Source organism: Vibrio sp. Vb2880, assembly GCF_033337975.1.
GTDB classification, from domain to species: Bacteria; Pseudomonadota; Gammaproteobacteria; order Enterobacterales; family Vibrionaceae; genus Vibrio; species Vibrio alginolyticus.
Genome location: NZ_JAWORT010000008.1, coordinates 22,977 through 48,972, shown reverse-complemented (window position 1 = coordinate 48,972; position 25,996 = coordinate 22,977). Strand labels below are relative to the sequence as shown.

At 45.5% G+C, this 25,996-nt stretch carries 23 protein-coding genes; 13 read left to right on the top strand and 10 right to left on the bottom strand.

All coding sequences use genetic code 11. From position 1 onward, the window contains the following. Positions 1–264 precede the first annotated feature (264 nt). Both recB and recD read left to right on the top strand, forming a co-directional pair. Positions 265–3,939 carry an exodeoxyribonuclease V subunit beta gene (recB, locus tag R7M92_RS11010; protein ID WP_258667094.1) on the top strand — a complete coding sequence of 1,225 codons (3,675 nt, stop codon included), beginning with the start codon at positions 265–267 and terminating at the stop codon, positions 3,937–3,939. Continuing rightward, positions 3,939–6,086 carry an exodeoxyribonuclease V subunit alpha gene (gene recD, locus R7M92_RS11005; RefSeq protein WP_318133373.1) on the top strand — a complete coding sequence of 716 codons (2,148 nt, stop codon included), beginning with the start codon at positions 3,939–3,941 and terminating at the stop codon, positions 6,084–6,086. The genes recB and recD overlap by 1 nt, the downstream gene beginning before the upstream one ends. Positions 6,087–6,120: 34 nt before the next feature. Here the strand turns inward: recD and R7M92_RS11000 are convergent, their stop codons facing one another. Both R7M92_RS11000 and argA read right to left on the bottom strand, forming a co-directional pair. After that, positions 6,121–6,309 (bottom strand): hypothetical protein, encoded by a 189-nt coding sequence (locus R7M92_RS11000; RefSeq protein WP_005380230.1) that lies wholly within the window; start codon positions 6,307–6,309, stop codon positions 6,121–6,123. Positions 6,310–6,725: 416 nt separating this feature from the next. After that, complete coding sequence (gene argA / locus R7M92_RS10995; RefSeq protein ID WP_086047007.1) at positions 6,726–8,063, bottom strand: amino-acid N-acetyltransferase; 1,338 nt, start codon at positions 8,061–8,063, stop codon at positions 6,726–6,728. 162 nt (positions 8,064–8,225) lie between these two features. Here argA and R7M92_RS10990 point away from each other — a divergent pair, with 162 nt between their 5' ends. From R7M92_RS10990 to R7M92_RS10970, 5 genes are all read left to right on the top strand, one after another. After that, complete coding sequence (locus tag R7M92_RS10990) at positions 8,226–8,681, top strand: DUF2850 domain-containing protein (protein WP_054728413.1); 456 nt, start codon at positions 8,226–8,228, stop codon at positions 8,679–8,681. A gap of 273 nt (positions 8,682–8,954) precedes the next feature. Beyond that, positions 8,955–10,058 carry a murein transglycosylase A gene (gene mltA, locus R7M92_RS10985; protein ID WP_318133371.1) on the top strand — a complete coding sequence of 368 codons (1,104 nt, stop codon included), beginning with the start codon at positions 8,955–8,957 and terminating at the stop codon, positions 10,056–10,058. Between the two features lie 99 nt (positions 10,059–10,157). Next, positions 10,158–10,967 carry a tRNA cyclic N6-threonylcarbamoyladenosine(37) synthase TcdA gene (tcdA, locus tag R7M92_RS10980; RefSeq protein ID WP_005380241.1) on the top strand — a complete coding sequence of 270 codons (810 nt, stop codon included), beginning with the start codon at positions 10,158–10,160 and terminating at the stop codon, positions 10,965–10,967. A gap of 19 nt (positions 10,968–10,986) precedes the next feature. Next, on the top strand, positions 10,987–11,415 hold the full coding sequence (csdE, locus tag R7M92_RS10975; protein WP_017636016.1) for a cysteine desulfurase sulfur acceptor subunit CsdE: 429 nt from the start codon (positions 10,987–10,989) through the stop codon (positions 11,413–11,415). A gap of 309 nt (positions 11,416–11,724) precedes the next feature. Continuing rightward, entirely contained in the window at positions 11,725–12,645 is a 921-nt protein-coding gene (locus R7M92_RS10970) for a GGDEF domain-containing protein (RefSeq protein ID WP_213868643.1), read from the top strand. Positions 12,646–12,678: 33 nt separating this feature from the next. On the opposite strand, the gene csdA is transcribed toward R7M92_RS10970, so the two are convergent. From csdA to R7M92_RS10950, 4 genes are all read right to left on the bottom strand, one after another. After that, positions 12,679–13,890, bottom strand: coding sequence for a cysteine desulfurase CsdA (csdA, locus tag R7M92_RS10965; protein ID WP_213962823.1), 1,212 nt, complete (start codon positions 13,888–13,890; stop codon positions 12,679–12,681). Then, the gene (locus R7M92_RS10960) at positions 13,890–14,489 is read right to left on the bottom strand and encodes a DJ-1 family glyoxalase III (RefSeq protein WP_213962822.1); all 600 of its coding nucleotides are present in this window, start codon (positions 14,487–14,489) and stop codon (positions 13,890–13,892) included. Before R7M92_RS10960 ends, csdA begins: the two co-directional genes overlap by 1 nt. Next, positions 14,486–15,376 carry a 2-dehydropantoate 2-reductase gene (gene panE / locus R7M92_RS10955; protein WP_206949382.1) on the bottom strand — a complete coding sequence of 297 codons (891 nt, stop codon included), beginning with the start codon at positions 15,374–15,376 and terminating at the stop codon, positions 14,486–14,488. Before panE ends, R7M92_RS10960 begins: the two co-directional genes overlap by 4 nt. Positions 15,377–15,484: 108 nt before the next feature. After that, complete coding sequence (locus R7M92_RS10950) at positions 15,485–16,282, bottom strand: outer membrane protein OmpK (protein ID WP_005380251.1); 798 nt, start codon at positions 16,280–16,282, stop codon at positions 15,485–15,487. A 323-nt stretch (positions 16,283–16,605) separates the two neighbouring features. Here R7M92_RS10950 and R7M92_RS10945 point away from each other — a divergent pair, with 323 nt between their 5' ends. Genes R7M92_RS10945 through R7M92_RS10930 form a run of 4 tightly spaced genes read left to right on the top strand, consistent with a single transcriptional unit; the run spans position 16,606 to position 19,842 of the window. After that, on the top strand, positions 16,606–17,202 hold the full coding sequence (locus R7M92_RS10945; RefSeq protein WP_005380253.1) for an LON peptidase substrate-binding domain-containing protein: 597 nt from the start codon (positions 16,606–16,608) through the stop codon (positions 17,200–17,202). Next, a complete protein-coding gene (locus R7M92_RS10940) occupies positions 17,199–18,557 on the top strand; it encodes a DUF4397 domain-containing protein (RefSeq protein ID WP_005380254.1) in 1,359 nt (452 codons plus the stop codon). Before R7M92_RS10945 ends, R7M92_RS10940 begins: the two co-directional genes overlap by 4 nt. 44 nt (positions 18,558–18,601) lie before the next feature. Then, the gene (locus R7M92_RS10935) at positions 18,602–19,186 is read left to right on the top strand and encodes an RNA polymerase sigma factor (protein ID WP_005380255.1); all 585 of its coding nucleotides are present in this window, start codon (positions 18,602–18,604) and stop codon (positions 19,184–19,186) included. Beyond that, entirely contained in the window at positions 19,183–19,842 is a 660-nt protein-coding gene (locus R7M92_RS10930) for a ChrR family anti-sigma-E factor (RefSeq protein WP_318133368.1), read from the top strand. Before R7M92_RS10935 ends, R7M92_RS10930 begins: the two co-directional genes overlap by 4 nt. Positions 19,843–19,904: 62 nt before the next feature. Here the strand turns inward: R7M92_RS10930 and R7M92_RS10925 are convergent, their stop codons facing one another. The 4 genes from R7M92_RS10925 to R7M92_RS10910 all read right to left on the bottom strand — a co-directional run bounded on the left by R7M92_RS10925 (position 19,905) and on the right by R7M92_RS10910 (position 23,630). Further along, positions 19,905–21,257 carry an AmpG family muropeptide MFS transporter gene (locus R7M92_RS10925; RefSeq protein WP_005380257.1) on the bottom strand — a complete coding sequence of 451 codons (1,353 nt, stop codon included), beginning with the start codon at positions 21,255–21,257 and terminating at the stop codon, positions 19,905–19,907. Positions 21,258–21,328: 71 nt separating this feature from the next. After that, on the bottom strand, positions 21,329–21,874 hold the full coding sequence (locus R7M92_RS10920; RefSeq protein ID WP_318133366.1) for a peptidylprolyl isomerase: 546 nt from the start codon (positions 21,872–21,874) through the stop codon (positions 21,329–21,331). After that, positions 21,874–22,443 carry a YajG family lipoprotein gene (locus R7M92_RS10915; RefSeq protein ID WP_005380259.1) on the bottom strand — a complete coding sequence of 190 codons (570 nt, stop codon included), beginning with the start codon at positions 22,441–22,443 and terminating at the stop codon, positions 21,874–21,876. Before R7M92_RS10915 ends, R7M92_RS10920 begins: the two co-directional genes overlap by 1 nt. A gap of 32 nt (positions 22,444–22,475) precedes the next feature. Beyond that, positions 22,476–23,630, bottom strand: a complete 1,155-nt coding sequence (locus R7M92_RS10910) for a methyltransferase (protein WP_054865671.1) — start codon at positions 23,628–23,630, stop codon at positions 22,476–22,478. Between the two features lie 243 nt (positions 23,631–23,873). Here R7M92_RS10910 and bolA point away from each other — a divergent pair, with 243 nt between their 5' ends. Then, positions 23,874–24,182, top strand: a complete 309-nt coding sequence (gene bolA / locus R7M92_RS10905) for a transcriptional regulator BolA (protein ID WP_005380262.1) — start codon at positions 23,874–23,876, stop codon at positions 24,180–24,182. Positions 24,183–24,655: 473 nt separating this feature from the next. After that, a complete protein-coding gene (locus R7M92_RS10900; protein ID WP_042521444.1) occupies positions 24,656–25,996 on the top strand; it encodes a Na(+)-translocating NADH-quinone reductase subunit A in 1,341 nt (446 codons plus the stop codon).

The following is a 25,996-nucleotide window of genomic DNA, read 5'->3' as shown; positions in this document are numbered from 1 at the left end:
TAGGGCGTTCGCTGTACGGCCACAAGGTCAGAGGGACCATGATACTTTTGTTTAATTCATTTGAGTTGTGCCGCCAAAAGGTTTGGCTTATCTCGTGGGGCGCATACTAACGGTACGTCTTATGGATAACCGTGAGAAAGATCTCACAAAGCTCTAAATTATCCAACTTGTTAAACATATTAATAGAATTTTTAACTATAGATCACATTTATTAGGTGATACGTCCTAGTAAATAATCCGGAGAGATTCAGCGTTATGGATCAAATGTCAGGTGCAGAGTGTCCTCTACATACGTTAGACCGCACAGAGCAACCTCAACCAACGCCACTAGAACCGATGACGTTTCCTCTGCACGGTGCGAGGTTAATCGAGGCATCAGCAGGTACAGGTAAAACCTTCACTATTGCAGGTTTATATCTGCGCCTTTTGCTTGGTCACGGCAGCGCGGAAACTCGACATCGCGTACCGCTTACGGTCGACCAAATTCTGGTCGTAACCTTTACCGAAGCGGCAACTGCGGAATTACGCGATCGTATCAGGGCAAGAATCCATGATGCGCGAATCGCGTTTGCGCGTGGACAGAGTTCCGATCCGGTGATCCAACCTTTGCTTAATGAGTTTGACGATCACAAGCAAGCCGCAGAAATTTTATTGCAGGCAGAGCGTCAGATGGACGAGGCGGCGGTCTACACCATTCACGGTTTTTGCCAACGTATGCTAACGCAAAATGCGTTTGAATCTGGCAGCCGATTTAATAACGAGTTTGTGACCGATGAAAGTCACCTAAAAGCGCAAGTTGTAGCCGATTACTGGCGCCGAAATTTCTACCCATTGCCATTTACTTTGGCGGGAGAAATCCGCCAGCTATGGGGCTCTCCATCTGCGTTGTTGTCTGACATCAGCAATTACTTAACTGGCGCGCCGTTAAGCCTTTCTGTTCCAGCAATGAAAGGCAGTTTGGCTGATCTTCATACTGAAAATTTGAAAAAAATTGATGAATTAAAAGCACAGTGGCGAGAAAGCCAAGATGACTTCTTGACGCTGATTTCAGATTCAGATATTAACAAACGCAGCTACACCAAAAAGTCTCTGCCGACGTGGTTGGAGGCGGTAAACGCTTGGGCAGCAACGGAAACCACAGGTTACGATTATCCAGACAAGCTGGAGAAATTCGCGCAAAACGTCTTGTTGGAAAAAACACCGAAAGGCAGTGCGCCGCAGCACGCGGTATTTGAAGCCATTGAAACATTTCTTGCTAACCCAATCAGCTTAAAAGCGCCACTGCTTGCTCATGCGATTGAGCATTGTCGTGTGATGCTGGCCAACGCGAAAAATCAAAAACAGTGGCTCTCTTTCGATGATTTGCTGACACAACTTTCTGCTTCTATCGATACGGACGAAAGCGAGCTTTTAGCGGCGCGTATTCGTACTTTGTATCCTGTCGCAATGATTGACGAGTTCCAAGATACCGACCCGCTTCAATACAGTATTTTCAGCCGTATTTATCTGAACAACCCGGAATGTGGTTTGTTTATGATCGGTGACCCCAAGCAGGCGATTTATGGCTTTCGTGGCGCAGACATTTTCACCTATATCAAAGCGCGTAACCAAGTAAGTGCCCACTACACGTTAGGAACCAACTGGCGTTCTAGCGCAGATATGGTGCAGGCGGTAAACCAAGTATTTGCCTTGCCTGATAGTCCATTTATCTATGATTCGGACATCCCGTTCTTACCCGTAAAATACAGTCCCAATGCCGAAAAACGCATTTGGACTATGGGTGGCCAAAAGCAACCCGCGCTGACCTATTGGTTGCAAGAAGCGGACGATAAACCGCTACCCAAAGGCGAGTATTTGACTCGAATGGCGGAGGCGACCGCAAGCCAAATCCAAACCATTTTGACGCAGGCTCAACAGGGGAAAGCGTGTCTGGTGAATGGCGAAAAACAGAAAGCGGTTCAAGCGGGCGATATCGCAGTGTTGGTTCGAACAGGTAGTGAAGGTCGAATGATCAAACAAGCGTTGGCTGATCAAGGCATTGCCAGCGTGTACCTGTCTAACCGAGACAGTGTGTTTACCAGTTCAGTGGCGCAGGATCTACAGCGTTTGCTGCAAGCGGTGCTGACTCCAGAAAATGACCGTGCGCTGCGTGCAAGTCTTGCTTCTGAGCTGTTTGCCCTCGACGCAGCAAGTTTGGATGCACTTAATAACGATGAAGTGGTGTGGGAAAACGCCGTAAACGAATTCAAAGAATATCGCAAACTTTGGATTCAACGTGGTGTGCTGCCGATGTTGCGCGCGGTGATCAGCAAACGCCATATTGCCGAGCGATTACTAGAAGAAGGTGCGAGTTCACAGGGTGAAAATGGTGAGCGAGCACTTACCGATTTAATGCACATCGGTGAACTGCTTCAACAAGCCAGTAATGAACTGGATAGCGACCACGGTCTGCTGCGTTGGCTCGCTCAGTCCATCAGTGATGCGGAAAATGGTTTGGGCGGCAGTGATGACCAAATCCAACGTTTAGAATCGGAACGTAACTTAGTGCAGATCGTAACTATTCATAAATCAAAAGGCTTGGAGTATGACCTCGTATTTCTGCCGTTTGTGTTCAGCTATCGAGAAGCCAGCGAAGCCAAATATTACGATGCAGCCAATGACCGCACGGTACTGGATATCACTGGCAACGATGCGTCCATGAAGCAAGCGGATAAAGAGCGTTTGGCGGAAGACTTACGCTTGATATACGTGGCGTTAACGCGTGCTGTGTATGCGTGTTTTATTGGAGCCTCGCCTTTGCGCAATGGCCGTTCGACCAAAGAGCCAACCGGCGTACACCGCAGTGCGATTGGCTATTTGATTCAAAATGGTCAAGAAGGTGGCATTAACGATTTGTACCAAGGTTTAACAAAGCAACAAGACGAGCTTGATTGTGTCGTTGTGGCCGATCCGCCGCAGCAACTCGAAGAGAAGTACGTAGCGCCACAAGAAGAAATACACGATCTTAGCGCGAAAGAGCTGCAAAACCCTATCGATAGAAACTGGCGCATCACCAGTTATTCTGGCTTGGTCAAGCAAGGCTCTCATCACGCCGAGCATGATGCCACGATTGAGATTACGGGTTTTGATATCGACTCATCTGAAGAACAAGACGAAGCGGATTTGGTGGAGCCAGAGCGTTCTATTTTTACCTTCCCTCGTGGTGCGCGTCCGGGTACGTTCCTGCACAGCCTGTTTGAGGAAATTGAATTTACTCAGCCAGCCACGACGGAAGAGAATACACAAATCATCCTTGGTTTGATGGAAAGCGAACAGCTCGATGAAGAGTGGTTACCCATTTTACAGCAATTGATTGATACCGTACTCGCAACGCCGTTGGATGGTAAGTCTTTGCTGCTGAATCAAAAAGCACCGTCGCAACGTTTGGTGGAGATGGAATTTTTGCTGCCGATTGAAGTTTTGTCTGCACCGGCGTTAAACCGAGTCATTCAACGTCACGATCCGTTGTCGGCGAAAGCGGGGGATTTAGGTTTCCAAACCGTGCAAGGTATGCTCAAAGGTTTTATCGACTTGGTGTTTGAACATCAAGGTAAATACTACGTGCTTGACTGGAAATCGAATCATCTTGGCGACGATGTGACGAGCTACCATGGTGAGGCTCTGAAATCGGCGATGGCGGATCACCGCTACGATTTGCAGTATCAGATTTATGCGTTAGCACTGCATCGTTTCCTAAGCAGCCGATTGGCGAATTATCAATATGATCATCACTTCGGTGGCGTGTATTACTTGTTCTTGCGCGGCATGGATGGGCAGAGTGACCACGGCATTTTTGCCGCGAAACCAACCTTAGACTTCTTACAAGAGATGGATCGTTTGATTGATGGTCAAGTACTTGAAACGCGCTCAACTCAAGCCGGGCAGATGGAGCTACTTTAATGACGACAAATCACAATCTTCATTCTGGCCAAGATAGTCTATTGGTAGTGCTGGAACGCTTGGCGCACAAAGGCGCTATTCGTCAGCTCGACTACCAATTCGCCTGTTTTATTGATTCTCAAACGCATGATGAACAGTCGGATAGCCAAGCACTGGCGTTTATCGCTGGTGTTGTCAGTAGTGAGCTTGGCAAAGGACATATCTGCCTGTCTCTGTTCGATGCACAAGGGCAATCTACGGATTTAGCCAGTAAGCTAGGGCTGTTTGGTGAGTCGGCATTGGCGCTCAACACACAGCTACAAGTCATAGACTGGATAGAACTATTACAAAATTCCAGCTTGGTCGGCGCGCAAGGAGAAGCCTTGCCGTTGATGTTCGATGGCGAGCGTCTGTATCTGCACCGCTATTGGCATTATGAAGTGACTCTGGCGGAAAAGCTTAATCACTTGGGCGCCGCAGTTAACTTGCAACCACAAGAGTTTGCGCGATTATCCGAGTTGCTCAACCATTTATTTGCACGCCAATACCATTTTCTGTTTAACGCGTTAGGCAAAGCAGTAGAAGCGGGAAGCAGCAACCAAGTGTTGCGTCAACAATTGGTGTGTGACCACCTTGATGTGGTCGCAAGCGAATCGTTGGATTGGCACGCCATTGATTCCGTGCTTAGCAATGCGCGCAAGGTTCAGGATTTGCAGCAACTGGATGAGCTGGTGCCACTTTCTGCTTGTGTGAACTGGCAAAAAGTCGCGGCGGCGGTTGCGTTAACTCGTCGATTTGCTGTGATTTCTGGTGGTCCTGGTACGGGTAAAACGACGACAGTAACCAAATTGCTTGCTGCTTTGATTGAACAGGCAAAGCACGAGAAAAATCTAACCATCAAGCTGGTGGCCCCGACGGGGAAAGCGGCGGCGCGATTAACCGAGTCCATTGGTAAAGCAGTGCAAGAGCTGCCAGTTTCTCCGGAGCTAAAAGCCAAAATACCGACTGAATCAAGCACCTTGCATCGATTGCTTGGCGCGATTCCTAATAGCGCAGAATTTCGTCACAACAAGCAAAATCCACTGCATTTGGATATTTTAGTTATCGACGAAGCGTCGATGGTTGATTTACCAATGATGTATAAAGTGGTCGATGCCTTACCGAAACATGCGCGGCTGATTTTGCTAGGTGATAAAGACCAACTTGCTTCAGTTGAAGCAGGGGCTGTGTTGGGTGATATCTGTTCGTTCCATGCATTGGGTTATGGCAAAGAGCAGGCGTCAGCCATCGCAAAACTGACGGGTTTCGATACTTTAGCCCATACAGGTAACAGTGCATCTAGCATTGCTGATAGTTTATGTATGCTGCAAAAGAGCTACCGATTTGATGCTCGCTCAGGCATTGGTCAGTTGGCAAAAGCGGTTAACTCCGGTTCTGCTGCGAGCGTAGATAACGTCTGGGCGCGTGACTTTTCTGACATCGAACATTTCGCGCTAAGTAGTCAACATTACAACCAAATGATGCAGACGTTGGTGCAGGAATACGGTCGTTACCTCAAACGCATTGGACAACAGGAAACAGATCCTAAAACCGGAGAGCTAGAGTCGCTAACGCACAAAGCCAAAGCGGTGTTAGATACCTTCAACCAATGCCGACTGCTGTGCGCGATCCGTGAAGGTGATTTTGGTGTGGCTGGGCTAAACCAACGCATCGAGAAATCGCTCGCGGCGCGCAAGTTCATTCAAGTTCAGGATGAAATTTGGTATCACGGCAGACCCGTCATGGTTACGCGTAATGATCACGGTTTAGGTTTGTATAACGGTGATATTGGTATTTGCATGCGAGATGACAGTGAAGAAGAACCGCGTTTGAAAGTCTTTTTTGAGTTACCTGACGGCAGTGTGAAATCGGTCTTACCGAGCCGAGTACCTGAACATGAAACGGCTTACGCCATGACCATCCATAAATCGCAAGGCAGTGAATTTGATTACACCCTGATGATTTTGCCACCAGACTTTAGCCCGATATTAACCCGTGAGTTGATTTACACAGGCATTACCCGCGCGAAAAAGCGTTTAGCTCTTTACGCCGAACTCAATGTTCTGAAGCGAGGCATTAAGGTGAAAACCACTCGCGCGAGTGGGTTAGTAAAGCGGCTTACCAACTAAAACAAGAAGACCGAGCTTATGGCTCGGTCTTCTTTTATGCATGTTTTGCAAACGCATTGGTAAAAGACACGCTGCGTATTTTGTATTGCTGTTGATAAGCAAGAATAAAATCTCGGATAGCGTCATTTACGGGGAAAACACAGTGGACGTCTAGGCCTTCTAAAAACTGATTGTCAGCCATATCCCAGAAGCTTTGAAGCGAATTACAAATGATTGTTCTCATAACAGTGCTCGTCTCGGCTTATTTAAAGTCAGATTAACAACTGTCCTTGGTGTGCAATACGGAGCTAACTAGTTTTTCAATTGCCCAGTATTTTAGGGTGAAGGCTACATTACATCACCTAGATCCATTCGTATTGGTTAAAAACCAATCACTAGCGAGCAGAGTATAGCCAACCAAATGTATATTTAAAAGATAAAATTGGAACGAAAATCAAGCAATGGTTTGCGTATTTCTAAGTTGGTGTTTATATGATGACTCGCTAGTCCGGAGTAGGGTTTATGTGTGGCCTTACTCCTAAACAAACTCGTTCCTAAACAAGCTCGATGTGCAGGATTGAGCGTTAATGAGCTGAATCCCGCACCTTGAGGTTTTGGTATAGCGGAGCGTTAAATTTTGCTTCGTGATTTAAGGTTAAGCTACAAATCTAGCGCTAAGATTTTTGACTTACGCTGGAAGTTATATAGCCCTTGTTTGGCTCCGGGCAAATAGTCGACACTGACTTCGTAAAAACCTTGCTCTCTGAACCAATGCAGACTGTGTGTCGTGAGGACAAAGATCTGATCAATGGTTTCGGATTTAGAACGATGTTTCATGTAGTTGAGCAGTAACAAACCTCGGTTCCCATCACGATAGTCAGGGTGAATCGCTACGCAAGCCATCTCAGCTTTGCGCTCTTCTGGGTATGGATAAAGGGCAGCACAGCCAATAATCAAGCCGTCTTTTTCGATGATGGTAAATTTTCCAATCTCTTGCTCTAGCTGTTCTCGAGAGCGCCTAACCAGTACACCTTGTTCTTCTAACGGGCGAATGAGGTCTAAGATACCGCCAATATCGTCAATATTAGCTTGCCTCACTTGTTCAGCGCTCGCCATAACGACTTGGGTTCCGATACCGTCGAAAGAGAACAACTCCTGAATTAGGGCTCCATCCACTTTATAGCTGATCAAGTGGCTACGAGGCACTCCGGCACGACAAGCGGCAATAGATCCTTTAAGAAAGCGCAGTGTTCCAGTGTTGTAATCTAGGTCAGGAGACGTATTTTCAGAAAGCGTTTTGATGACATGCTCCGCCTCAATTGGTAGTAACTCGGCGACAGCATTGCCGTTGTCATCAATGACACCTTGTTCGGAGCAAAAACCAATCAGCTTATCCGCACCCAGCTTTATCGCCAGTTGTGTCGCGACTTCTTCAGAAAGTAAGTTAAAACACTCGCCAGTCACAGAGCTCGCAATGGGACCTAGCAGAACAATTGAACCTTGATCAAGAGTGCGGTTGATAGCATCGGTGTCAATGCGGCGAATGCGTCCACTATGACAATAGTCCACACCATCATCAACGCCGAGTGGTTGGGCAATGATGTAGTTTCCGCTAACGACATTGAGCTGGGTACCTGCCATCGGAGTGTTGTTGAGGCTCATTGATAGGCGCGCAGTAATCGCAAGTTGAAGTTGTCCGGCAGCTTGCATAACAACAGATAAAGCCGATTCATCCGTAATGCGGATATTTTTGTGGTAAGGCGTAGTGAGGTCTTGTTTTTCTAGCTGCTGATTAATTTGAGGACGTGCACCATACACCACCACGACTTTGATTCCGAGGCTGTGCATGAGTGCGATATCATTAATAATATTGCCAAAATTTTTGTGTGCGACGGCTTCTCCGCCCAGCATGATCACCATGGTTTTTCCGCGGTGAGCATTGACATAAGGTGTTGATTGACGGAATCCTTTTACGAGAGCAGTACTACGAATTTTCACTACAGCCATTCCTTTGTTTAATTATGTTAAAATAATGCCTTTTTATTCACTTGGTGGCAAGGTGAAATTTTGGAATAAAGCACAAACATATTGAGGTAGGTTCTTGGTCCCGTTAAGAGGGAAGGTTACAATGGTGGCGTCTTTCCTCAATACGTGAACCTCATGTCTTCTGCTGTTAATAAGAATGCTGCGATCACTGCTTCCAATCTGTCAAAAACGTCATCTAAATCAATGTTTCGTAAGTGGCTAGAGCGTTCTCTCATGCTTATAGCGATAGTTGGAACCGTTGTCGTGTGCATGCTGTATAGTGATTTGATTACTCGAACCATTAATCCGCCCATTCCCAAATCGACAATTTATGGTCGCTGGGTTGAGCAAGATGTTGCGCCTTATGCTCGTGAAGAATTTGTGTTGAGTGAGCGCGGTGTTACCGTAAATGGTTCTACAGTGGCGACCAGTTTTGAATTCGATGGGGATTCGTTTTCGTATCGAGTGGGTTCAAATGAGCGGCACTTCAATTTTGTGGGTAAGCAGCATGCAGAAATGAAGCTGGATGCTAATGCACATTATCTACCTGTATTCCGTTTAGAGGGGCGTGCAAGGATTGCGGTAAGATAGTCGTTTTTATTATTGTCTCTTAAGCTGACAGCTTTTTCGTCTGTGAGTCACATGGATGATCACAACTTCATCTCTCAATCAGTAAATTTTACTTTCAAACATAATCCGGACAATTCCGTAATTCTTCCGCTGTTATCATGTTGCATTAACTGAATGAATTTACAACGAGTAAACGGATTGGCTTAGCGTTGAAACATTTTGTCGTTGCTTTTCAATTGCGTCGTATTCATTTGTTTGCCATCCTTTTGCTATTCTCTTTTACGGAAAAGACACGTGTTAAAAAAACTCCTTCCTATTATCTCTTTGAGCCTACTCTTTGGCTGTGCTCAACAAAATGATCGTGCTCAGCAATATCTTGATGGTGAGTTTCCTCAGCTCCTCAATAAAGTGGACGTAGTTGAGTCTAACAAACCACGCGATTTTACTGAATTTAACAAGCAAGCAGAGCAAGTGGTGATAAAGTCACCATCCATGGCGAAGATTTACCAACCGCTATATCAACGATTAAGTGAGTGGGCGCAACAAAGCGGAGACACCAGCGCGTTGAGTGCGTTTGGCATTCAAGCTGCGCAATTAGGCGGTGGTGATCAAAAAGGTAATGTACTGTTTACCGGATACTTTTCTCCCGTGATGGAGCTGCGTCATACACCAAACGACATTTTTAAGTACCCAGTTTATGGCAAGCCAAACTGCTCATCAGATTGTCCGACTCGCGCGGAGATCTACAACGGGGCATTAGATGGCCAAGGTTTAGTGCTAGGTTATGCGCCTAATCGTATTGACCCGTTTATGATGGAAGTGCAGGGCAGTGGCTATGTGCATTTTGAAGATGATGATACGTTGGAGTACTTCGCGTACGCAGGGAAAAATAATAAAGCTTACGTTAGTATTGGCCGCATTTTGATTGAACGTGGTGAAGTGCCGCGTGAAAAAATGTCTCTCAAAGCGATTAAAGAATGGGTAATGGACAACGACGACGCAACAGTACGCGAGTTGTTGGAGCAAAACCCTTCTTACGTCTTCTTTGCGCCAAAAGCGGAAGCGCCAGTAACGGGGTCGGCTGGTATTCCTTTGTTGCCAATGGCCGCGGTCGCGGGTGACCGTTCTATCTTACCAATGGGCACACCAATCTTGGCGGAAGTACCATTGCTGAATGCGGATGGTACGTGGAGCGGTGCGCATCAACTGCGAATGCTGATCGTTTTAGACACTGGTGGTGCGGTAAAACAGAACCATTTGGATCTGTATCATGGCATTGGTGCGAGAGCAGGAACGGAAGCAGGGCACTACAAGCATTTTGGTCGAGTTTGGAAACTTGGGCTGGAAAACTCACCAACTCAAGCGCCTTGGGCTTTGCCGCCAGAAAAGCTACAATAGCGACCCAAGAAAGAGGAACCGCCTCTTATCTAGACATTTCATCAAAGAGTGCGTATAAATCGCACTCTTTGTTTTTCTATCGATCATCTGGACTTCAATATGCGTGAACTCGATACCCCAGCATCTGACAGCTACAATCAACGCTTTGGCGGCACTCGTCGTCTTTATGGCAACAGTGAAGTGGACATTCTTCGCGCTGCACACGTTTGTGTTATTGGTATTGGTGGCGTGGGTTCATGGGCGGTCGAAGCGCTGGCCCGTACTGGGATCGGTGAGTTGACTCTGATTGATATGGATGATGTTTGTGTCACGAACATTAACCGCCAAATTCATGCGATGACGGGCACCGTTGGCCAAAGCAAGATTGAAGTGATGGCCGAGCGTGTCAAATTGATCAACCCAGAGTGTAAAGTCAATCTGATTGATGATTTCATCACGCCAGACAATCAACATGAGTACTTAAGCAAAGAGTTTGATTACGTGCTAGATGCGATTGACAGCGTAAAAGCGAAGGCGTCTTTGTTGGCGTATTGCCGCAGCAACAAGATCAAAGTGATCACCACGGGTGGTGCTGGTGGTCAGGTTGACCCAACGCAGATTATGGTCGCTGATTTAACGAAAACGATCCAAGATCCTCTAGCGAAGAAAATCAAAGACACCCTGCGTCGTCATCATAACTTCCCTAAGAATCCGGCTCGTAAGTTTGGTATTGATTGCGTGTTTTCAACCGAGCAGCTGAAGTACCCTCAAGCAGACGGTTCAGTGTGTGGTGTGAAGTCGACAGCGGAAGGCCCAAAACGTATGGATTGTGCTAGCGGTTTTGGTGCGGCGACTGTTGTAACTGCAACGTTTGGCTTTGTCGCGGTATCGCGAATCGTTGAGAAGTTGATTTCAAAATATAAGAAGTAAACTAGAAGAAGAGCGCATCATGACAGATTTTCCCGTTTCTCCATTTGGTACAGATATCACCAGCGAAGATATTGTAGCGACTATGCAACAATTTCAAGGCTGGGAAGATCGCTACCGTCAGGTTATTCAGTGGGGTAAAAAGCTGCCACAAATGCCAGAAGAGCTGAAATCAGAACAAGTTACCGTTTCGGGTTGTGAAAGCTTGGTGTGGTTAGTGAGCCAAGAGCAAGATGGCGTTTGGCATTTTTGTGCGGACTCCGATGCGCGTATCGTCCGTGGATTGATTGCCTTGGTGATGGCGGCTTATGACGGAAAAACGGCCGATCAAATTCAAGCATTTGATATTGATGCTTATTTTGATCAGCTGGGGCTTGTCTCCCATTTAAGCCCGTCACGTGGTAATGGCTTGAAAGCTATTGTAGAGCAGATTAAGCAAACCGCCGTGTAACGAGTCATTTTCCCAATTCTTAAAAAACGCTGAATAGCCTGGCTGTTTGGCGTTTTTTGTATCTGAGTTGAGATATTTTTTGCATATGGATAAAAAGTATGCAAATGGTCGACTATTTTAGCGTTAATTAACCATTCTATTGATCCTGGTTGATTATATTGCCCACTTGGTTTTTATAAACTCAATTGTATTTAAAATTTGTCTATATTAGATAATAGACATATGCCCCATTCGCTCCTATTCCCCAATGTGGAAACACACTTGGAAGCGATTGGGTTACTTAGATACAAATGCTAGGAACCTCCCTATATGCAATTCACCTTGGAACATGCGCAAGACGTGTTATCCGGAATGCCAGACCCCACTTTTATTCTGAGTGAAGATGGTATCTATATTGATGTTTTTGGAGGAACAGATAAAAAAGCCTATCACGATGGAAGTAATTTGATAGGTGAGACGCTGCACAGCGTACTCGAGAAAGATAAAGCTGACTGGTTTATCGAGCAGATCAGTCGATCACTGAAACAAGACAGTATTGTGACGATCGAGTACAAGATGTGCGCCGACAGCATTCAGGGAATAGATGCTAACAGTGGGCCAAGAGGCGACCTATACTACGAAGGCAAGATCTGCCCACTCGCTATAAAATACCGAGGTCGTCGCGTTGTCCTTATTCTTACACGCAACATCTCCAATCGCCACCGAGTTGAAACCCTTCTTCGCCATCAAAGCCAAATTGATGCTCTTACCAACATCTACAATCGACGTGTCTTTTTCGAAAAGCTCACAGAAGAGGTCATTAAAGCTCAAGAGCCGAACTATCACTCCGCGTTGTTATTGTTTGATTTGGACTTTTTTAAAGTCATCAATGATAAACGTGGTCATGATGCGGGGGATTATGTCTTAGAGACCTTAGCTGATTTGGTTTCTCACTTACTCGTCAAAGACGAAATTTTTGCAAGAGTCGGAGGGGAGGAGTTTGCGATTATTTTGCCTGAAACTTCTATGTCGGCGGCGAAAGAGGTAGGAGAGGAAGTACGTTCCCACATTCAAAATTGTCAGTTCGAATTTGAAAAGATTGAAATTCCGGTCACGGTGAGTGTAGGCGTGGTGGAAATAGGCAGAAATGAAACCACCAAACGTTTGTATGCGCATGCAGATAAAGCGCTTTATGCTGCGAAAAGAAATGGCAGAAATTGCGTGGCGACTCTGGATAGGCAGATGGAGTAACCTTGTTGGTTACTCCAAATCAAACCGTTGGCGTTATAGCATGTCGACGGCTTTTTCTACGGCGGCGATGAGTCTATCCACATCTTCAGCCGTGTTATAAATACCAAAAGAAACGCGTACCGTGCCTTTAACGTTTAGCGCATCCATCAATGGGTGAGCGCAGTGGTGTCCTGCTCGTACCGCAATGCCTTGTTGATCGAGCAGCGTCGCCATGTCTTGGTGATGAACGCCGTCCATGACGAACGTCAGTACAGAGGCATTCGGTTGATAGCCTAGAATATGGATGTCATCCAAAGCGCTTAGTGCTTGGTAGGCCTTATCCTGAAGCACATGGAGATGATCCTCTACTTCGTGATGGTTAAAACCTTGGTACCACTCAATGGCTTTCGCTAGAGCAATCGCGCCCGCAACGTTTGGTGTGCCCGCTTCAAATTTACCAGGAAGTGCAGAAAACGTCGTTTTCTCGAAAGAAACACGTTCAACCATTTTACCGCCGCCGTGCCATGGTGGCATGGCTTCCAAAAGTTTAAGCTTGCCGTATAAAACCCCAATGCCTGCTGGTGCATAAAGTTTGTGACCTGAGAAAACGTAGAAATCGATATCTGATGTCGATAAATCAAGTTGCTCATGTACGATGCCTTGCGCGCCATCAACTACAACAACCGCGCCAACGTTGTGCGCCAGTTCAGTGATTTTTTCGATAGGTTGGCGTGTGCCTGTTACGTTGGTTATTTGTGCGCAAGCAACAATTTTACAGCGGTCAGACAGAAGCGCCTCAAATGCACTGATGTCGAACTGGCAATCTGATGTCATCGGAACTTTAATGACTTTAGCACCCGTTTGCTCTGCCACGATTTGCCAGGGCACGATGTTGGCGTGGTGCTCCATCTCGCTAATCAAGATCTCATCACCTGGTTGTAACGTGCTACGGGCGTAGGTTTGAGCAATTAAGTTCAGTGCTTCGGTTGCGCCCCGTGTCCAAATGATCTCTTTAGAGCTGTTTGCACCAATAAAGCTTGCCACTCGTTCTCGTGCCGCTTCAAATTGGCTGGTGGCATTAGCCGTTAAACTATGGCTGCCACGGTGAACATTGGCATTTTGCGCACTGTAGTAATGACTGATGACATTAATCACACATTGCGGTTTTTGCGTTGTCGCTGCGCTATCTAGATACACTAAGGGCGTATCGTTGACGGATTGGTTTAGAGCAGGAAATTGCTCGCGTACAGCATTTACGTCAAACATTATTCTTCACCAAGCTTGTGGTAGTGCAGAGTAGGCAGAGGGATCATTGGTTCAGCAACTGACCATGCGTGTTTTTTACCTGAGAGTTGAATGATTACTTCCATCGCGAACTCTAAAGCTGTACCCGGACCTTGACTAGTGATCAGGTTGTGGTTGATATCAAAGGTCACACGTTTACTGCGCCACTTCTCTACCGGGATATGCGACTGAAAGCTCGGGTGACAGGTCATCAGTGATTGTGGGAAAAGATCATGGTGTTGCAATACCAACGCTGGTGCTGCGCAGATAGCTGCGACCAATTTTCCCTCGTAGATGTGCTGCTTAAGGATTTCTATCATCACCGTACTATCACGGAAAATTTCTGCACCACCAACACCACCAGAAAGCGCTATGGCATCAAACTCATCATCAGCGATATCGACCAGCTTACAATCTGCCGTTAATGTGACTCCGCGAGAAGCTTTCATCGTCAATGAGCCATCAAAAGCAGCACTCGCTACCGTAACGTCATAACCCGCGCGAACCATCATGTCGATAACGGTGACGGCTTCCATTTCTTCGGTGCCTGGAGCGATTGGCACTAAGATTTTCTTACTCATTGTTCTGTCCAGCTTTGTTCTATTTGTTTGATGCGTTGGTAAAGTTTTAAATTCTCAGGCGTATTGATGCGATGTTTCTCGGCAGCCTTTAACAAGTATCCGGTTATAAAATCAATTTCCGTTCGACGCTGATGGAATACGTCTTGTCTCATTGAAGAATAGTTCTCAGCTGTGGCGTTCACCACTTGCATTACCGTATCGAAAAGAGAGCGAAACTCGATAGCAATACCTTCTTTACTCATTACTTCAACCAGTTCTTGAGTGATGCTTTCGAGTTGTATCTTAAACTCGGGCTTCGCAAGTTCACCATTCTTACACTGGAGAATCGCAGTCAGTGGGTTAATCGCGCAGTTGATCGCTAACTTAGTCCATAACGCAGATTGGATGTGTGGATTCCAAATGACCTCTGGAAGGGCATTATGCATAACATCTTGCAGAAAAGTGCACTGCATTCCTTTGTCATTATAACCACCCGCTTGCGTTGTTCCGTGACCGGTATGCAATACGTGTTGGTTATCTGGTTTGTATGCGCCGTGCGTCGTTGTTGCGAGCACTATCGGATTGTTTGGCACAACCTTCTCCACGGCAGAGGCAGTACCCATACCATTGTGCATCAGCATGATAATCGTGTCTGTATTGATATGAGGCAGTAAAGGCTGAATGGCGTCTTCCACTTGCCAAGCTTTTACCGTGATCAAAATGAGGTCCGCTTGATTTACGGAGGAAATATCTTGATTACTGAATACGTTTGCGGGTGTGTCATCCAACTGAAGTGATTGTTGGCTTTCAGAACTTCTTCCCCACAATGAAACATTGTGCCCGGCAAGCTTAAATTTTGTTGCCCAGAGTGAGCCCACCGCACCTGGACCGAGGATAAGGATATTCACCAAACGCTCTCATTAAAAAGGTTTGCTGCAAGGATAATGAGGGAAAAAAGGAAAGCAAATAAAAATGGCGCCGAAAGGCGCCATTTTTGAGCAAACTTAGTGGTTCAATTAGAACTTGTAAGTTACAGCAAGGTAGTGGCCAAAGCCAGTTGACTTGAACCCATCAGTATCTTTGATACCGTACACGTCTTTGTAACCTTTTAGACCGTAACCCACTGCGAAGCGGTCTGAGTGCCAGTAGATACCGTTGAACATTGCACCACCGTTTGACGCGGTTGAACCAAACTTGTTACCAGCAGCATCATCCATACCGAATTGGTAATCGATGTAGCCTTGGTAAGAAATGAATGAACCGTTCTCGAAGAAGTAGAATGGTTTGAACCAGTTAGTCGAGATTTGGAAACCGTTCCAATCCTTTTTGTTGCCGTCGTAAGTGCCGTATAGGTTAACACCAACTTTACCAAACCAAGGAACCATTACGTCAGAACCTAGACCGATTTTTTGAGAGTTAACACCAGAGTTACCACCCCACTCGATTAGAGTTGCAACGTATAGCTCTTGAACTGGACCGAAAGATAGGTCTTTACCAGTTACCGCATCTAGAGACATACGTGGAGCGAATTTCATAAAGATCTTCTCTGCGCCAGCTTTGTCGCTACCTGGATCAGAAGTTAGGTTAAATACATCAACGTAGCCGTAAAGGTCGAAGATACCAGAGCGGCCGCCGAATTCCATTTCTAGGTAGTCGTGTGAAGACTCACCTGGAAGTTCGTCAAATGCACCCATTAGGTTAAATTGCATCCACTTGTAATCGTTTTTGTGAATATCGCCGTCAGAGTAATCTGCCGCCATAACTGGAGCTGAAGTAGCCGCTAGAAGGCTAAGAGCTAAAAGTGATTTACGCATAAGGGGACTCTCTATGTTTGTAATGATTCAGAACACGCAATCTGTGCTGCGCTTTCCAATTGGCGGGAATAATAGCGATAAAAATCCCAAATGAAAGTGATAAAGGGTGCAAAATGAAACGTTTTTGGTGAGTTGCATCACGAAATTATCTTTATTTACGGAACTTTTTGTTTGTTGCATTTTATTGCAATAAATGTGTGATTTGGATCGTTTGCGTGAGCGATTTTATGACTTTTTAAGCCAGTCGATTAACCAACATAAATCGTTAGTGATCGGAGTGATAAGGGATTCGTATGTATCCGTGAATCAAAGAGGACGTTTGAATGAAAGAAGTCATGTTATTCCCACTCACTTCAGTTGTACTCCCTGAAGGTAAAATGAATCTGCGCATTTTTGAGCCACGATATAAGCGAATGGTAAAGGAATGCAGCCTACAAAATGTGGGTTTTGGAGTTTGCCTAGTAGGAAGTGAAGGTGACCCTAAAGACGTGGGTAACGTTTCATCTATCGGAACTTTGGTCAGGATCGTTGATTTTGAAACACTCAGTGATGGTCTTCTTGGTATTACAGTCGCTGGTGAGAAACGCTTTGTTGTCAAACGAGTTCGTGCAGATGCGGACGGCTTACGCCATGCAGAGGTCGAATGGTTAGACAATTGGCAACATCCAGACAACTCACCAGATTTCTTCTATTTAAGCCAGCAGTTATCCCATGTTTATGAAGAGTTTCCTCAACTTGGAAACCTCTACCAGCATCGTTTTTACGATGACTCAGCTTGGGTGACCCAGCGCTGGCTTGAATTACTTCCTTTAGACTGCAATCTGTTCGAACAGCTCGTTGGCGCAGAGAACTGCATTCCTGCGTTGCAATTTCTGACAGAAGCCATAGAAGCCCCGACTAACAAAGAGGCAAGGATATGAAAGGATTTGGCAGAGCTGCGCTAACTATGGTGGCGGCATTAGGACTGGCGGCGTGTGGCTCCGACAGTGACACTATTGAGTATTCCAATTTACAAGCAGTGCACGCGTCTTCTGATGCGCCGCTTGCAAATGTGTGGATCAACGATAAACCATCATTAACGAATGTTGATTATGGTGTGGGATCTGGCTACGTTAAATTGCGAGAGGGGATGAATTCGATTCAGGTCGATGTTCAGCTCCCAGGTAATGAAACCGCGACCGTAATACCTAAAACAGAACTAGATCTTGATTCCGACCTCAATTATAACGTGTTCGTTGTTGGCGATGCCGATGGTTCGCCAAACCCAGTTGAGCCTTTAGTTGTGACTCGCAGCGCCGATTCAATGGCAGATGCCAATAGTCTAGATGTTCAAGTTGTTCATGCAGCTTCAGGCGTTCCTGCTGTTGATCTTTATGTCACTGAGCCAGGTGTTGCTCTTGCTAGCGCGACTCCAATAACTAACCTTGCTTACAAAGCTTCTACCGACGTATTGAACATCCCAGCTGGTGAGTATCAAGTTCGACTTGCCGTAGGAGACAGCGTTGCTTTTGACTCCGGCACAGTACCTCTTGCGGCTAATTCCAACTTGACGATTGCCGCTATCGGCACAGGAGATTCGAATAGCACGTCACCTGTCAAACTCTTGGTGTTGGACGGTTCGGGCTCTTCTATAATTGAAGATATGGGCAGCCAAGCTGAAGTAAGAGTCGGACACCTTGTCGATGGAGCGCCAGTCGTCGATGTTAACGTTAACGGGGCGGCCTTCGCTCCTCTTGCCGACTTAGCGTTCAAAGAGATTCGTGGTTATTTGGATCTTGCTGCTGGCGCTTACGATATTGACGTTTACGTGGATGGCACAACAACCAATCCGATCATAGATGTTGACGGGTTAATGGTTGCAGGTGGAATGGATTACAGTGTTTATGCAGTCGGTGTTGTTAGCCCAGCGATTGATATCGAAGCTCTGGTTGTTGAAGATATGAGACGCGCTGTGGCGACTAGCGCGACATTGAATGTGACACACGCGGCGGCTAATCCTATAGCGGAAATGGTGGATATTTACCTCACTACGAGTGCAGGAATAGATGGAAGTGATCCAACTATTGCTAATTTTGCGTATAAAAATAGTGTACAAGGATTATATGTCGCTGAAGGTACATATTATGTAACGGTAACAGTGGCTGGTAACCCAAGTATTGTTGCGGTTGACTCAGCACCAGTCAATGTAATGAACGGTGTTGTGTACCAAGTCGTTGCCATTGATGATGGGAACAACGGTGGTTTCAACTTGTTGGTCGATGACGTGACCGATTAGGATGAATGGGAGGAGGAGACTCCTCCCACAAATTAAGGCCGATTATGATGAGTGATAGCCCGAAAAAACTGGGGCGCAGTGATTGGAACGATTACATGGATAAAGTGAAGGCTCGAGACAAAGACGCGTTCGCTTTTGTATTCCGTTTTTACGCACCCAAGCTGAAGCAATTCGCTTACAAACATGTTGGTAATGAGCAAGTTGCTATGGAGATGGTGCAAGAGACCATGGCGACAGTTTGGCAGAAAGCGCACCTCTATGATGGTGAAAAGAGCGCGTTATCGACTTGGATATATACCATAATCCGAAACCTTTGTTTTGATCTGCTCAGAAAACAGAAAGGTAAGGAATTACACATTCATTCTGATGACATTTGGCCGTCAGAGTATTATCCACCTGATCTTGTTGATCACTATTCACCAGAACAAGATATGTTGAAAGAACAGGTGGTTAAGTTTTTAGATATATTACCGAAAAACCAGAGAGATGTTTTACAAGCGGTATATCTTGAAGAGTTACCTCATCAACAGGTCGCGGAATTATTTGATATACCCCTCGGTACCGTAAAATCCAGGCTGAGGCTTGCAGTAGAAAAGCTAAGGCATTCAATGCATACGGAGCAACTATGAACAAACACCCAGATAACAGCTTGTTAGAAGCATACGCTTCGGGAAGCATTGATGCAGTTTCTGGTCTTGTGGTCGCAACCCATTTAGAAACATGCACCAAGTGCCGAGCTTATGTGAACCAAGTCGAAGCAAGTCAAGCGAACATCGTAAGTGACATACCTTCTGAGTATGTTTCTGAATTTGACGATATGTTCAATGACATCATCAACGCGGAGCCAGCGACTGATAACATCGTGATCCGCGACTCTGCTGCTGTTAATGTGGCAGGAAAAAGCTTCGCTCTTCCTAAAACCTTAGCGCGTTTCTCTGACCTCGTAGGGTCATGGAGAAGTTACGGAGGCAAGGTTTTCAGTGCTCAGATTGATCTAGGGGAAGACGCTCGTGTCAGCTTAATGTACATCGGGGAAGATGTGCAAATCCCTCAACATACGCACAAAGGCCTGGAGGCTACATTGATCCTACATGGTGGATTTAGTGACGAGGATGGCCAATATGAAGAGGGCGATTTGATGATTAGAGACGCATCAGTGAAGCACAGCCCTTACACTAAGGCCGGAGAAGACTGCTTGTGTTTAACCGTATTGACTGAGCCGATGATCTTTACTCAAGGCGTGGCACGTATATTTAATATGTTTGGTAAAGGGTTATACCCATAGACCTCTTATCTTATATCTCGCAAAACAAAAACCACCGAATTCGGTGGTTTTTATATGTTTCGTTAATGCTTGTGACGTGCTTTTTCCAATAGAGCATCAAAGTAATGTCGTAGCGAGTACAACATAATCAAGCTTGGCACGACCATGACAGCGGTAAGCACGAAGAATGTGCTCCAATCATTAAGATAATCCACTAGCTCGCCACTGAAAGAAGCAAGAGTCGTCCGTCCGAAGTTTCCTAGAGAGGCAAGCAACGCATACTGAGTTGCCGAAAATGCTTGTCCGGTTAGAATCGTCAAAAATGAAACAAAAGCGACAGTTGAGAAAGCAGTCGTAAAGTTATCGACAATAATCGTGGCTAAGTACAAGTGCTCGTTTGGGCCTACCGAAGCAATCCAAGCAAACATCAAGTTGCTGGCAGACATAGCAATACCGCCGATCATTAATCCACGTACAATACCAAACCTAACGTTGAACATGCTTCCGACAAAAGTAAAGAAGATGGTGGCTCCCCAACCAATCAGTTTGGAGTAATAGCCAATTTGTTCATTGCTAAAACCAATATCTTTGTAGAACGCGATCGACATCCTGCCCAAAAACGCTTCGCCAATTTTAAATAGGAAAACGAACAGCAACAGAGTAATCGCGACACGGACACCATTGCGATTAAAGAAATCAAGGAAAGGTTCCACAACAGTCACGGTAAACCAAGCTACGACTTTCGAACCAACCACTTCTTTGTGGCGTTGTTCAGCGGCAGACTGAAGTTGTTCGCGTTGAGTCTTAGGTTCACCGACTAAAATCGTAAAGACCATTAGAATGCCGACTATCACCGCCATCCCGTAATACACACCATTCCAACCGACACTGTCAGCATTAACAAACGCTAAATAACCCGGTAGTGAATAACCTGTCCACCAGCCAATGACCGCCATTGCAGAAGCTTGAGGTAGTTTAGACTCTTCTGACTTTGGGAAAGTATCAATACGAAAAGCATCAATTGCGATGTCTTGTGTCGCTGAAGCCGTTGCAATACACAAGGCGAGTAGTGACGCAAACACCAAGTTTTCCGCTGGATTAACACCGGCAATAAATAGGGTAGCGACGAGTACGATACTTTGACAAAAGAAAATCCAGCTACGTCTTTGCCCCAGCAGTCTAAAGAGGACTGGCAGCTTCACGCGGTCAACCAGAGGTGCCCACAGAAAGTTGATCGCATAGACCGCAAAAACGCTACCAAAATAGCCAATTGCGGAGAGGGTCAAGCCGGCATCTTTTAGCCAACCTGACATGTTTGAACCGATAAGAACCCACGGAAAGCCGCTAGAGCAGCCCAGCATGAAAACCCACATGAGTCGTTTATCGAGGTAACTTTTTACCGTTTCCAACCAAGTGATGGAAGGTAATGAAGACATAAATCAATCCAATAAAATGAAGCCGTTGAAAGAGAAAGCCCTTCGATTATTCAAAGGGCTTATCGTTTTGGCTATTTAAGTAGTGTAGCTTTGGTGATGACGATTTGCGTCTCTGGTACATCACGCATTCGGCCTACCGTCGTGGTCGGCTGCTGAGCCATTTTCTGGATAACGTCGAACCCCTCAGTAACCTCACCAAATACAGCATAACCTGGTGGTCGAGCGCCATAGTTGAGAAAGTCATTGTCGACTAAGTTGACGAAAAACTGACGAGTTGCAGAGTTTGGTGCATTGGTTCGTGCCATGGCGATGGTAGCACGGTCATTGTTTAGACCATTATTTCCTTCGTTTTTGATTGGCGCGTATGTTTTCACCATCTGCATATCTTGGTTAAAGCCGCCACCTTGTGCCATGAAGCCTGGGATAATACGATGAAAAATAGTACCCTCGTAGCTCCCATCTTCTACATATTTTAGAAAATTAGCGACAGTGATAGGTGCTTTCTCTTCGTTTAACTCAACCGTAAATGAACCAAGTGTCGTTTCAAACGCTATTTTTGGTCCAGCCCAAACGCTGCAGCTGAGTAGTGCTAAAGACAGAATCGCTTTGCGTAACATTAGAAACGCTCCTGCATGTATTGACGAAGCTCAGGGTCATTGGCAATCTCTTTAAGCGTCAATGTCACCACATCATTCAATGTCTCTTCAATATCGGCATCAGAAGCACTCAATGTGCCAGATCGCTTTGCTGTACCTGTATAAGTTTTGACTAGCTTGCCCTCAGGTGTCTCTGCTGTGATTTCCAGCACAACTTTAGCATCCATCTCATTTTCCATCACCGAATGCTTCACGTTGACCAACGCTTCTTGAACGCTCAATTCAATCGCGTTGTTGCTGTTTAGATCCGCATGGAAACCTTGAGATGAGAATTGCTTCTCTAATGCTTCTTCTAACGCAATACGTAAATTCTGTTTAGCATGAAGAGGAAGAATGTTCGAACGGCCGTTATCCACCAACGCCACGTACTGCGCTGCACGTACATCTTTGCTGGTCAAACTGTAAGTCTTGCCTTGAACAATTGGATTGGTGCTCAATGTGCTTTCTGGCATCAGGTTCAGCTGAGGTTGTTGAGGGGCTGAACACGCAGCAAGCAACGCAACCGAAGCCGCAAGTACCAATTTTCTCATTTTATTATTCCTTTTAACTATTTTGCTAAAGCTTATTTTGCGCTTAATTTAGCAGGATTTTTTGTAGCCTGTAAAATCACAAACTTATTGTTGGAAGCGATAAGTTTCACATTTTTATCGCCAAACAGACGTTTGAGTTTTGCGTCGTACCCGAGGTGACGATTTCCGATAACCAGTAAACGGCCATTTTCACTTAATACTTGTTTAGCATCGCAGAACATTTGCCAAGCAATATGATCGGTGATTGCCTGTTGTTGATGAAACGGTGGATTACACATAACCATAGAGCTGCTGCTGTGTTTAAAACCGTCCAAGCAATTGTTCGCTATGCACTGTATGTCTCTATTTTCACCAAGGTTGTCGCGTAGGTTCTGTTTTGCCGACTCAAGCGCCATAAAACTTTCATCAACACATGTTAGCCGAGCATTTGGATTCAACTGACCAAATTTAACAGACAGAACACCATTGCCGCAGCCGAGGTCGATGACATTGTCTATCGAAGGGTCTTGAGGCAGGTGCTGCAGCATAAAGCGTGCACCTAAATCTAAACTTTCTCCTGAATAGACATTTGGCATGTTCTTGAGTTCGATATCTTCGCCATCAACGCGCCAAGTCGTGAAAGGCATTACTTCAATCGGAGGCTCAACTGTTGCTTGAGAAAACACCAATCTGTGCTTTTTCCAGGCCAAAGATGTTTTTGTTTCGCCTAAGTATTTTTCAAACAGTTTTAGCGTCGAAGTGTGAATGTCTTTCGCTTTATTGACTGCAAAGACGGGGCAGGAAGCCGGTAGCGCCTTTCTTAATTGGCTTAGTATCCACACTAGATGGCGGTTACTTTTGGGCAGTTGCAGCAAGACGAGATCAATATTGGCAGGAACGAGGTCCATCGTGGTGGCAAACGCTACTTTATTGCACTGGTTTTGCTCGAGATTTTGCTGTGCACCTTTATGTGAGATGAATGAATCACTCATTAGCGTTACATGGTGCTTTTCCGAAAACCAGCAGGAGAGGGCACCAAAGCTGTCATTAATCACGAGGATGTTTTGATTGTCTGGCAAAGCAAGCTCTTCAACATGATTAATAAGATACTCATCACCGGCATCCCACGCTTGTAGCGTTTCGTTACTACGTTTTGGGAAACGATGAAGTGTTAAGCTTCGCTCGTGAAGGTTCAGTTCGGTTTTCATAGCTAAATGTAAGTTGATTTAGAAATTAAGTGTTATTGTCGCAAATGATGACGTGTCGAGATACAAAAAGCTGTCAAATTTTACGAGTTCAGTGATGGCCGCTCTCTAGGCATGTTCATGGAGTCGAGGGCCTTGAGACAATATGTCTACAAAGTGCGTCAATAATGAGAGTGATGTTTGAGTGATGCATGTCTGCTTTACTTAGGTATATACTTATGGAATTCGCATCAATGAGGAACGAATATGATCCAAGAAATCATAGAGAAGAAACTACACAGTGAGCTGCAACCCAGCTATCTCAAAGTCATTAATGAGAGCTACATGCATAATGTGCCACCAGGCTCAGAGAGTCATTTCAAAGTGATTGTTGTGAGTGATTCGTTCGCGGGACAGCGTTTGATTGGGCGCCATCGTCAAGTTCATCAAATTTTGGCAGATGAACTGGATAACCACATTCATGCATTAGCTATTCATACATACACTGATGAAGAGTGGAAGCGTGAACAAGATGGCGCCCCTGATAGCCCGATGTGTATGGGTGGTGGTCACTAAAAACGCAAGATATAAAGGTGCAGAGAAAGGTGGCTTAAGGCCATCTTTTTTCGTTTTACATTCTTTAGGGACGTTAACGTGGCACAAATTCTGGTTAAAAAATGTGTTAACAGTGTTTCAACAAATGAATGGAAATTGCAGAATATTTCAGGCGATGAATATCACTTTTCCATAAGATATGTATGGAATATGGCATTTGTGCGATGGGTCAAAGTTATGACTATTCTTTGACCTTTTAGACCTGATTCTACCGAAATAACCCCTCTATTCTAATGATTGATCATGGCATCAAGTTCCTAAAAAATGCTAGACTACGGCACCTGATAAATCTCGCGTATTCCTTGTGACGAGATTTTTAATAGGATGTTGCGATTTTGATGTTTAAAACAACATCAAAACCGGACACTGATGTCGTGTCTAAAAGTTACGCAATCAAAAGAATCTTTTTCCCGATAAAAGTAGTGCAAGTGCGTATGATTACAATAAAGAAGGGCTTGGATCTTCCTATCGCAGGAACTCCATCCCAGGTGATTAATGATGGTAAGACCATCAAAAAAGTCGCCTTGCTTGGCGAAGAGTACGTTGGCATGCGACCTACCATGCATGTCCGCGTTGGTGATGAAGTGAAAAAAGCGCAAGTTCTTTTTGAAGATAAAAAGAACCCAGGCGTGAAATTTACTGCACCAGCAGCCGGTAAAGTGATCGAAGTTAACCGTGGCGCTAAACGTGTCCTTCAATCTGTAGTGATTGAAGTGGCAGGTGAAGAGCAGGTGACATTTGATAAGTTCGAAGCCGCTCAACTTTCAGGTCTAGATCGTGAAGTGATCAAGACTCAGTTGGTTGACTCTGGCTTATGGACCGCTTTACGTACTCGTCCGTTTAGCAAGGTTCCTGCAATCGAGTCTTCTACTAAGGCTATTTTCGTAACTGCAATGGATACTAATCCACTAGCAGCTAAGCCTGAGTTGATCATTAATGAGCAACAAGAAGCATTCATTGCTGGTCTAGACATTCTTTCAGCCCTGACAGAAGACAAGGTTTACGTATGTAAATCTGGCACTAGCTTGCCACGCTCTTCACAGTCTAACGTAGAAGAACACGTCTTCGATGGCCCTCACCCAGCAGGTCTTGCTGGCACCCACATGCATTTCCTATACCCAGTAAATGCAGAGAATGTGGCATGGAGCATCAACTACCAAGACGTTATCGCGTTCGGTAAGCTGTTCCTAACTGGTGAGCTATGCACAGATCGTGTTGTGTCTCTAGCTGGCCCAGTTGTGAATAACCCTCGTCTAGTTCGTACCGTAATGGGTGCAAGCTTAGATGACCTAACAGATAACGAGCTGATGCCTGGCGAAGTTCGTGTGATCTCTGGTTCAGTACTAACAGGTACACATGCAACTGGTCCACACGCATACCTTGGCCGTTACCATCAACAGGTTTCTGTATTACGTGAAGGCCGTGAAAAAGAACTATTTGGCTGGGCAATGCCTGGTAAGAATAAGTTCTCGGTAACTCGCTCTTTCCTTGGTCACGTATTCAAAGGTCAGTTGTTCAATATGACAACGACGACCAATGGTAGTGATCGTTCAATGGTTCCAATTGGCAACTACGAACGCGTAATGCCTCTAGATATGGAGCCTACTTTGCTGCTTCGTGATCTATGTGCCGGCGACACAGACAGTGCTCAAGCACTGGGTGCGCTTGAACTGGATGAAGAAGATCTAGCATTGTGTACCTTTGTATGTCCAGGTAAGTACGAGTACGGTACGTTACTTCGTGAATGCCTAGATACTATCGAGAAGGAAGGGTAA

Bases quoted from the DNA above. Each gene is read 5' to 3' on its own strand.
- recB (WP_258667094.1), top strand. From the start codon at position 265: ATGTCAGGTGCAGAGTGTCCTCTACATACGTTAGACCGCACAGAGCAA.
- recD (WP_318133373.1), top strand. From the start codon at position 3,939: ATGACGACAAATCACAATCTTCATTCTGGCCAAGATAGTCTATTGGTA.
- R7M92_RS11000 (WP_005380230.1), bottom strand. From the start codon at position 6,309: ATGAGAACAATCATTTGTAATTCGCTTCAAAGCTTCTGGGATATGGCT.
- R7M92_RS10990 (WP_054728413.1), top strand. From the start codon at position 8,226: ATGTCTTCTGCTGTTAATAAGAATGCTGCGATCACTGCTTCCAATCTG.
- tcdA (WP_005380241.1), top strand. From the start codon at position 10,158: ATGCGTGAACTCGATACCCCAGCATCTGACAGCTACAATCAACGCTTT.
- csdE (WP_017636016.1), top strand. From the start codon at position 10,987: ATGACAGATTTTCCCGTTTCTCCATTTGGTACAGATATCACCAGCGAA.
- R7M92_RS10970 (WP_213868643.1), top strand. From the start codon at position 11,725: ATGCAATTCACCTTGGAACATGCGCAAGACGTGTTATCCGGAATGCCA.
- csdA (WP_213962823.1), bottom strand. From the start codon at position 13,890: ATGTTTGACGTAAATGCTGTACGCGAGCAATTTCCTGCTCTAAACCAA.
- R7M92_RS10960 (WP_213962822.1), bottom strand. From the start codon at position 14,489: ATGAGTAAGAAAATCTTAGTGCCAATCGCTCCAGGCACCGAAGAAATG.
- R7M92_RS10950 (WP_005380251.1), bottom strand. From the start codon at position 16,282: ATGCGTAAATCACTTTTAGCTCTTAGCCTTCTAGCGGCTACTTCAGCT.
- R7M92_RS10945 (WP_005380253.1), top strand. From the start codon at position 16,606: ATGAAAGAAGTCATGTTATTCCCACTCACTTCAGTTGTACTCCCTGAA.
- R7M92_RS10940 (WP_005380254.1), top strand. From the start codon at position 17,199: ATGAAAGGATTTGGCAGAGCTGCGCTAACTATGGTGGCGGCATTAGGA.
- R7M92_RS10935 (WP_005380255.1), top strand. From the start codon at position 18,602: ATGATGAGTGATAGCCCGAAAAAACTGGGGCGCAGTGATTGGAACGAT.
- R7M92_RS10930 (WP_318133368.1), top strand. From the start codon at position 19,183: ATGAACAAACACCCAGATAACAGCTTGTTAGAAGCATACGCTTCGGGA.
- R7M92_RS10925 (WP_005380257.1), bottom strand. From the start codon at position 21,257: ATGTCTTCATTACCTTCCATCACTTGGTTGGAAACGGTAAAAAGTTAC.
- R7M92_RS10920 (WP_318133366.1), bottom strand. From the start codon at position 21,874: ATGTTACGCAAAGCGATTCTGTCTTTAGCACTACTCAGCTGCAGCGTT.
- R7M92_RS10915 (WP_005380259.1), bottom strand. From the start codon at position 22,443: ATGAGAAAATTGGTACTTGCGGCTTCGGTTGCGTTGCTTGCTGCGTGT.
- R7M92_RS10910 (WP_054865671.1), bottom strand. From the start codon at position 23,630: ATGAAAACCGAACTGAACCTTCACGAGCGAAGCTTAACACTTCATCGT.
- bolA (WP_005380262.1), top strand. From the start codon at position 23,874: ATGATCCAAGAAATCATAGAGAAGAAACTACACAGTGAGCTGCAACCC.
- R7M92_RS10900 (WP_042521444.1), top strand. From the start codon at position 24,656: ATGATTACAATAAAGAAGGGCTTGGATCTTCCTATCGCAGGAACTCCA.